7 protein-coding genes are annotated in these 8,834 nt (G+C 44.8%); 3 read left to right on the top strand and 4 right to left on the bottom strand.

The features are described from left to right. Positions 1–188: 188 nt before the first annotated feature. Positions 189–2,120: an ABC-F family ATP-binding cassette domain-containing protein gene (locus F6J94_RS25075; protein ID WP_293045132.1), complete on the top strand. Its 1,932-nt coding sequence runs from the start codon at positions 189–191 to the stop codon at positions 2,118–2,120. Between the two features lie 432 nt (positions 2,121–2,552). Beyond that, the gene (locus F6J94_RS25080; protein WP_293045135.1) at positions 2,553–4,271 is read left to right on the top strand and encodes an ABC-F family ATP-binding cassette domain-containing protein; all 1,719 of its coding nucleotides are present in this window, start codon (positions 2,553–2,555) and stop codon (positions 4,269–4,271) included. A 74-nt stretch (positions 4,272–4,345) separates the two neighbouring features. Here F6J94_RS25080 and F6J94_RS25085 read toward each other — a convergent pair whose 3' ends face one another. The 3 genes from F6J94_RS25085 to F6J94_RS25095 form a co-directional block, all read right to left on the bottom strand. After that, positions 4,346–5,293 carry a circadian clock KaiB family protein gene (locus F6J94_RS25085; RefSeq protein ID WP_293017656.1) on the bottom strand — a complete coding sequence of 316 codons (948 nt, stop codon included), beginning with the start codon at positions 5,291–5,293 and terminating at the stop codon, positions 4,346–4,348. A gap of 138 nt (positions 5,294–5,431) precedes the next feature. Beyond that, positions 5,432–6,757 carry a type IV pilus twitching motility protein PilT gene (locus F6J94_RS25090; RefSeq protein WP_293045137.1) on the bottom strand — a complete coding sequence of 442 codons (1,326 nt, stop codon included), beginning with the start codon at positions 6,755–6,757 and terminating at the stop codon, positions 5,432–5,434. Between the two features lie 130 nt (positions 6,758–6,887). Further along, on the bottom strand, positions 6,888–7,034 hold the full coding sequence (locus F6J94_RS25095; RefSeq protein WP_293045139.1) for a hypothetical protein: 147 nt from the start codon (positions 7,032–7,034) through the stop codon (positions 6,888–6,890). An 831-nt stretch (positions 7,035–7,865) separates the two neighbouring features. Here F6J94_RS25095 and F6J94_RS25100 point away from each other — a divergent pair. Then, positions 7,866–8,240 (top strand): hypothetical protein, encoded by a 375-nt coding sequence (locus F6J94_RS25100; protein ID WP_293017653.1) that lies wholly within the window; start codon positions 7,866–7,868, stop codon positions 8,238–8,240. A gap of 214 nt (positions 8,241–8,454) precedes the next feature. Here F6J94_RS25100 and F6J94_RS25105 read toward each other — a convergent pair whose 3' ends face one another. Then, positions 8,455–8,685: a hypothetical protein gene (locus tag F6J94_RS25105; protein WP_293045141.1), complete on the bottom strand. Its 231-nt coding sequence runs from the start codon at positions 8,683–8,685 to the stop codon at positions 8,455–8,457. Positions 8,686–8,834 lie beyond the last annotated feature (149 nt).

Consider the following 8,834-nt stretch of genomic DNA (forward strand, 5'->3'; position numbering starts at 1 on the left):
TCCCCATCTCCCCATCTCCCCATCTCCCCATCTCCCCATCTCCCCATCTCCCCGCGCCCCCGCCCCTTAATTATGGTATTCAACCAGACTTGATATAAGACATATTTCTGTTCCCTACTCCCTACTCCCTATTCCCTACTCCCTACTTCCTACTCTCTACTCCCTATTCCCTTTCCTATAAAGTTTCCATGAGTATTTTCACCCTACAATCCGTTCGCAAAGACTTTGGGATTAAAGAAATCCTGAAAGAAGCTAGCTTTAGTCTAGATCCTATGGATAAAGTTGGTCTAATTGGCACTAATGGTTCAGGCAAATCGACCCTATTAAAAATAATTGCTGGTCTTGAGCCCATTGATGCTGGTCAACTCTCCATTAATCCCAAAACTAAAATTGTTTACTTACCCCAACAACCCTACTTAGATGACAATAACACGGTTTTGGAGCAAGTATTTGCTGATAGTGGTCAGCAGATGAATCTGATTCGTGACTATGAAGAACTTTCCCATAAATTGGCTCACAATCCCGAAGATAACCAACTGCTAGCACAGCTCTCAAGTGTAACCCAGCAGATGGATGCTACAGGAGCTTGGGAACTGGAAACAAAGGCAAAAATTATTCTAAGTAAATTAGGAATAGTTGATTTTGAGGCTCCCATTGGTCAGTTGTCTGGTGGCTATCGTAAACGGATTGCATTAGCAGCCGCCTTGCTAGCGGAACCAGAAGTATTGTTAATGGATGAGCCCACAAACCATCTCGATGCTATGTCCGTAGAGTGGTTACAGAGTTACCTGAATAGTTATCGTGGAGCAATATTACTGATTACTCACGACCGCTATTTTCTAGACCAGGTCACCAACCGCATTATCGAAATTGACCGGGGAGACCTGTATACATACTCTGGCAACTATTCCTACTATTTAGAGAAAAAAGCTTTAGCTGAAGAATCAGCCATCAGCACTCAACGGAAACATCAAGGGGTATTGCGCCGAGAGTTAGAATGGCTCAAACGGGGGCCAAAGGCTCGCAGTACCAAGCAAAAAGCTCGAATTGACCGTATTCACGACATGCAAGCCAAGGAGTTTAAACAAGCTCAGGGTAAAGTGGAAATTTCTACCCCTGGTCGTCGAATTGGCAAGAAAGTCATTGAGTTAGACAATGTTTCTAAAGGCTATGACGGTAGAATTCTGGTCAAAGATTTTACCTACGAATTTAGTCCAGATGACCGAGTTGGCATCATAGGTGGGAATGGGGTAGGGAAATCTACCCTAATGGATATTATTACTGCACGCATTCAGCCCGATTCTGGTAACGTTGAAATTGGGTCTACCATTTATATCGGTTACTTTGACCAGCATTCAGAGGATTTGCTCGAAGCTCTTAATCAAAATCAGCGAGTAATTGATTACCTAAAAGACGTAGCAGAGTATGTCACAACCGCTGATGGCACATTGATTACTGCCTCACAGATGCTGGAGCGTTTCTTATTTCCTCCCAACCAACAGTATGCACCAATTCATAAGCTTTCCGGTGGTGAGAAACGTCGCTTGTTTCTGTTGCAAGTACTGATGAGTTCTCCCAATGTACTTATTCTTGACGAGCCCACTAATGATTTAGATGTACAAACCCTAGCTGTACTGGAAGAGTATCTAGAGGGGTTTAATGGTTGTGTGATTATAGTCTCCCACGACCGCTATTTCCTAGACCGCACCGTCGATAAAATCTTTGCCTTTGAATCTGAGGGTAACATACGTCAGTATCCTGGTAATTATTCCCTTTATATCGATAAAAAGCGAGAAGAAGAGGCAAAACTAGCCCAACAGATGGCTCAGACTCAAAGTAAAAAGCCTGAATCCTCTAAGGTCGAGGCGTCCAATAAAAAATCATCGAGTAATAGCAAACCCCGTCGGCTGTCTAATTGGGAAAGGCGGGAATTTGATCAACTCGAAAGTCAGATTCCCCAACTGGAAGCTCAGAAAGCTGAGTTGGAGAAAACCCTTTATCAATCCCCTCCCAAAAACACCAGTGAAGTCCAGAAACTTTATCAGACCTTAGAGGCATTGACTCAGGAAATTGATACAGCAACTGAGCGTTGGATGGAGTTGGCGGAACGGGAATCTTAGTTGATACTCCCCGGTCATTAGACGCGGGGATTCTGCTGACAGAGTAGATTAATGTTCCCGGTTACCCGAGCTGAAGTTCCCTATTCCCTTGACTTTCGGGTACTACCAGACATGATTAATTTTTGTTACGATAACCGAAAACATCCTGGATCGTAAACTCTATCACTAGACTTATTGCATCAATCATCCTTTTGCCCCCCTAGCTCCCCAAGTCTGGGCAGGGGATAATCGGGGCTTGGCACCATTGATGCAAGAGGTCTACTGTAGGTGGCGGTTTCCAGGGATAATCTGCTGTAGACGGGAAAACTGAGAAGGACTAATGGTCAAAAGAAAAGGGGCATCCCTGTCAACCAAACTTCTGTAGTCAACCCGACAGCAACTTGGGATCAGGACTAAAAGTCCCCAGCTAAAATTTTCCTTGGAGACATCTTAATGCTGCGACTCGAACACATTAGTAAAGTATACCCCACTGGCGAAGTTCTAAAGGATGTCAACTGGGAAGTTAAACCAGGCGATCGCATTGGCTTAGTTGGCGTCAATGGTGCCGGGAAATCTACCCAACTGAAAATTATTGCTGGAGAGATGGAACCCACCAGCGGCGTTGTTATCCGTCCTGCCAGTCTTCATATCGCTTACCTCACCCAAGAATTTGAAGTAGACCCAACCCGCACGGTCTCAGCAGAATTCTGGACGGTATTTAAGGAAGCTAACCACGTACACGAGGAAATGCTACAAGTGCAAAACGCCATGGAAATGGCTGATGAAGCAGAATTAGAAGGACTGATTAGAAAGCTAGATAGGTGGCAGCGCCAATTTGAAGCCCTTGATGGTTATGGCTTACAAGCAAAAATTGACAAGATCTTGCCAGAGATGGGATTTGAGCCACAGGATAGCGATCGCTTAGTGAGTGCTTTCAGTGGTGGCTGGCAAATGCGCATGAGTTTAGGCAAAATCCTGCTCCAGAAGCCAGACGTCCTACTGATGGACGAGCCGACTAACCATCTTGACTTGGAAACCATCGAATGGTTAGAAAAGTATCTCAAGGGTCTGAAGACCCCAATGGTAATAGTATCTCACGACCGGGAGTTTCTTGACCGCCTCTGCACCCAAATTGTAGAAACCGAACGGGGTGTCTCGACTACCTACCTAGGCAATTACTCAGCTTATCTGCAGCAGAAAGCCGAGATGCAGGCAGCTCAACTGAGTAGCTACGAGCGTCAACAAAAGGAAATAGAGAAGCAGCAAGCCTTTATTGAGCGTTTCCGTGCTAGTGCAACCCGGTCTACCCAAGCCAAAAGCCGAGAGAAACAATTAGAAAAAACTGAACGGATAGAAGCCCCGACTGCTAATCTCAAAACCCTCAAATTCCAATTCCCTGATGCCCCTCGTAGTGGTCTTGAGGTAGTCAAAATCAAGGATTTAGTCCATGACTATGATGACAAGATTTTATTTCTGGGAGCAGACTTGTTGATTGAACGGGGCGATCGCATAGCCTTCATCGGTCCCAATGGTTGCGGTAAATCCACCTTACTCCGGATGATCATGGGAATGGAACCGCCCACAGAAGGAATAGTAGGACTGGGCAAACACAATGTCATTCCTGGTTACTTTGAGCAGAATCAAGCAGAAGCCCTAGAATTAAGCAAAACGGTCATGGAAACCATCCATGATGAAGTCCCAGACTGGAAAAATCAGGAAGTGCGTACCCTATTGGGACGGTTTCTGTTTACTGGGGACACGGTATATAAAAAGGTTGAGTCCCTTAGTGGAGGCGAAAAAGCCCGCCTGGCCTTAGCCAAAATGCTCCTTTCTCCCGCTAATTTACTAATTCTGGATGAGCCTACTAATCACCTGGATATCCCAGCCAAAGAAATGTTGGAGGAAGCACTCGCGGCCTATGATGGTACAGTAATTATTGTTTCCCACGACCGCTATTTTATCTCGAAAGTGGCAAACAAAATTGTGGAAATTCGGGATGGCGAATTCTGCACCTATCTGGGAGATTACCACTACTATCTCGAAAAGATTGCCCAGGAAAAAGAAGAAGCTCGGTTAAAAGCGATCGCTGCGGCCAAAGCGGCTAAAAAAGCTGCCAATGCTAGCAAAAAGACCAAAAAGACCAAAAAGAAAGCTGCTGCTAAACAAAAGTAACATATAGCAGTTCTCAATACCAAATTGAGAACTGCTATATTAGCTATTACCGATTAAAATTACCGATTAAAAGCTTATTGCTTAAGTGCTGAGGAGTTAACTATATTGCTGGTTAATCTCTGCAATACCTGATCAATATCATTCAAATCACCGATAATCCGCCGGACAGGCTCGGGCCATACTCTGAGTAGTGTTGGTGTAGCCGAGATCTGATCAGTTTCTGCCAGTTCTGGGTGCTTGAAAACATCAATAATTTTTAGGGTATAGGGATGACCTAAATGATTCTCTAACAACTGGTATAGACTCTTGAGAGTATACTCAGTTTCTGTACTATGTCCGGAAACGAACAAACGCAGGACATAGCTATGGGTAGGTTGTGCCTGGGAGTGAGACACATCAGGCAAGGATATCCTGGATAAAGAATCAGGTTTGGTGACATCGGTGACAGTCAGTGAGTCTGTACTATCAGTGGTAGACTTAGATAAAACGGGCAGCTTTTCCATAGCTCTCAAATGCTCCTGAGGTGAAGATCTGCCAGAGTTTTGGTTAGTAACCCTTTCTGGCAAAACGTCTTCTGTATCGCAGTAGGATAATGGCTCTGGGCGGTCAATGCGCAGGATCAAGTCATGGTTTTCCCAGAGTTGGGGAAACTGATTGCGATAAGTTTCTAGCACCGCCGGGTCACAGGACTCTTCCTCCCAAGGGGCTACTTGCCAAATCAGGTTGTCTGTGCCAAATACTGCATTTAACAATGCCTGATGATGTTGCACCAACCAATGAATTTCTGCTGACATGCGCAACTGATTGGTTTGAGAGTCCATCCACCGATCAATGGTGGCAGTATATCCCGGGACTAAAAAATGAGGTGGCTCTGGTAACCCCAGTATTTCCTGTAAACTCGCACACAGATGCAGATGCCAGTGACTCTGCTTATTAAAGTCAATGCTATATACTAGATCTTCCCCTGGTGTAAATATAGCAATACCTTTAAACAGTTGGGGCGAGGGGGTTTCATCCAGCATATGCTAGTACTATGTCAAAATTATTTTAATACTTTAAGTGTTAGGTTTTAGGTAATGGTTTTAGGGGTTAGGGATTAGGAATTAGGGGTTAAGTGTTGATCCCTAATTCCTAATCCCTAATACAAGTGTGGCTAATCCCTAGATCCGACCGCGCAACATCATTGCGATCTCGTTGGGAGTGGGTGACTTTTCCAAGGCAGTTTCCTCAGTAATACGCCCCTCTTGGTAAAGAGCGAACAAGGATTTATTTACAGTAACCATACCGTCAAATTCACTGTCCGCCATCAGTTGTTCAATTTCTTCGTATTTGCCCTTGAGGATGTAATCCTTAATGGATTCAGTATTAATCAGGATGTCATGGAAAGCAGCACGCTTGCCATCGGTAGTACGACACAACCCTTGGGAAATCACTGCCACTAGGGCTTCTGATATAGCCACCCGCATGGGAGGCTGTTCTTCTGGATTGTAGAGATTGAGAATCCGCTCAATGGTTTTGACCGCACTGTTGGTATGCAAAGTACCCATGACCAAATGACCAGTTTGAGCAGCCTTCAGAGCTGTATTGACTGTTTCTCGGTCTCGCATTTCCCCAATCAGAATCACATCGGGGTCTTCCCGCAAAGCAGCTTTCAAGGCCCGGTCAAATTTACGGGTATGCATTCCTACTTCCCGCTGTTTAATCAGAGATTTCCGACTTTGGTGGATAAATTCAATGGGGTCTTCAATGGTAATTATATGTCGCGGCATCTCTTTGTTCATATAGTCTATCATGGCGGCCATGCTGGTAGATTTTCCGGAACCTGTCGGACCGGTGACCAAAATGAGACCTTTATGGTAGTGACAGACATCTTTCAGGATTGCAGGCAACCGCAACTGCTCAAGGGTCAATATCTTCAGGGGAATAATCCGCAAGACCATGGCAGGACCAAGAAGACTATCGAAGATATTAATCCTGACCCGACTAAACTCGTACTGAGTTGCCCCATCAAATTCCAACTCTTCTCTAAAGCGTCGGATTTCTTCATCAGTCAGTATTTCCTTGAGCCAACAGCTAAATGTTGCCTGATCTGTGACTGGATACTCCGTTGGCTCCATTTCCCCACGATTCCGGAAACGGGGAGTTTCACCAACACCTAGATGAATATCAGAAATTCCTTTCTCAAAGGCCTGACGGACAATGCTTTCTAAGCTTGACTGTCCAGGAGGCAGACCGATGTTACTGGGTGTCTGCTGGTGCTGATTGGCGGATGGTTTGGCTTGGACCTTAGTGGCTGAATTCTGAGCTGCTGTGGCCACAGGGCGAGGGCGTGAGGCTACTGGGGCACCGGCTTGACGGCTTCTTGGAGCCATGGCTCTTGGTTGTGCAGGTCTTGATTGATTGGCTTGAGCAGATACTGGTCTAGACGCTACATTCAAAGGCGGTGGTGCTGGTGCAATGCGGGGTGAACGCTGTGGGTCTGTCATCTTTCAACTACCAACTACAGTTGGGCTACGAGAATTTATTTTACAAACTCTTACATTAAGTTTTCCCAACAGTTAGGGTTGAGTATAACTTATAACAGTTCTACCTTAGGTAAGGGATTTTCGTCCTGGGTTAATGGCAGTAGGGAGTAGGGAGTAGGGAGTAGGGAGTAGGAAGTAGGGAGTAGGGAGTAGGGAGTAGGGAGTCGGCAGTAGGGAGTCGGGGTAGGAAAATTGAGTGTACCTGATAAGTATAAGAAACGCTATACACTAATTTCATGTCTTCGAGCTATAAATGGTGATGAGGTGATGTGTTTATAGGACTATGTATGTTTTGAAATTCCTTAGCTGTCACCATCTAATTGTTTGTTATTGTTTGTGATTGTTTATTTTTGAGTAAGCAGCAAAAACTCTAAAACCCTCTCCCCTGCTCAAAACCAGATTTAAGATCACCGTGAGGGCCCAGACCAAGCCGTGAGGGCGCAAGCAAAGCGCCCCTAAGATTCAAAGCACCCCTAAGATTAGGGTTGACCAAGGGACGGGGGGGAAGTCTTAATCACAAATACCTAATCACAAATACCTAATATGAGTAATTATGCGTAATTATCAGTAATTATGCTTAATATGATAAAACTCCTCAATTTGGATAATATATATTAAGCAAATTATAACAAATGTTAAGCAAATCGGATTCAAACCCTCACCCATCCTGATCCGATGCCCGACCCTAGCTCCCTTTCTTGTTCTTGCGACTCTATAACTGATTCGGTCTATATAACTCTAACTATAACGCTATAACTGATTGGGTCTATATCTTCGGTCTATGTATCAGCGATGAAAAATTGATTCATCTGTCTAATGGTAGATTATCGGTCTGTCTTAAGATAACCAATAATTTCCGGCTTTTAACGATTGTAACAATTTTGATACATAGGTCGGACGAGTTGACTGTAAACTTTTTTGACAAAAGGTTCATCTTCATCAAAATTTTACCTATACTTGAACTCACCTAGAAAATTTCAAATCAAAGAATTTACTCAAGGACAGACCCTGTCAATCAAGGGCAGACACTGTCAATTCATTTTTTTTAATGATTACTGGAGAAAACACCATGGCATTAACCACAAGTCAAAGCTTGACACAAACTGATTCATTAGCAGTGGTCAAAAGCTTTTTAATTTGGGCATTTACCTTGGCAGTTTGCTTACTGGTTGTCGGTTTTCCGTTGATTGTATTGATGGTGACCACCGGCTCTTTGTTAGCGATCGCTCTACAATCGATTCTGCCGGTTAGTGCTGTATTACTCGTAGCAGGGAGTTTGATTGGAGTAAATGTTTTAGCAGTGGTATTAGGTGCAGGAGTCTTAACCTTTAAGGGGGTTCATCCTCAGGAAGTTCGTTGGTTAAATTGGCTACATGGCGAGCCTGATCTGATCCAGACTCCGGTTTATGCCGCTTGCCCCCTCACCTGTAACATTATCAGATAGTCACATAGAAGGTTTCTGAGCTGGCCCTAGTCTGGGAATGTTAATAATTGATGACCTTTTAGGATCTCAAAAAAGGGTACAAGGTGTGGGAGTGTTTTCTCTTTTCAGTCTAAAGGTCATCAAGGGTCAGCACCCTGCCCGTTCATAGACGGGGCTTCCAAACATTCCACGATTTTTTGTAATAAAGCCAAGCTTTGGTAAGTTGATTGGTTTTTCAGCAATTTTCCCGGTCTTGACCGGGTTTTTTGATGAGAACATTCAAGAGTATCCTACGAAGGTTTAAGGTTGCAGGTTGAAGGTTGCAGGTTGGGTTGAACGCGCACGCGTGGCCTTTTGGCCAAGGTTGCAGGTTCCGTAGCGTGGCCTTTTGGCCAAGGTTAGTCGTTCGCGTAGCGTGGCCTTTTGGCCAAGGTTGGTCGTTCGCGTAGCGTGGCCTTTTGGCCAAGGTTGGTCAAAGGTTGGTCAAAGGTTAACGGTTGCTTCGCTACCAATTACCCATCTCCTCATCTCCTCATCTCCCCATCTCCCCATCTCCCTATCTCCCCAGACTTCCCACCCTCCCCACACTTCCCACACTTCCCACACTTGCCACCA

This window comes from Moorena sp. SIO1F2 (genome assembly GCF_010672755.1).
Lineage (GTDB): Bacteria > Cyanobacteriota > Cyanobacteriia > Cyanobacteriales > Coleofasciculaceae > Moorena.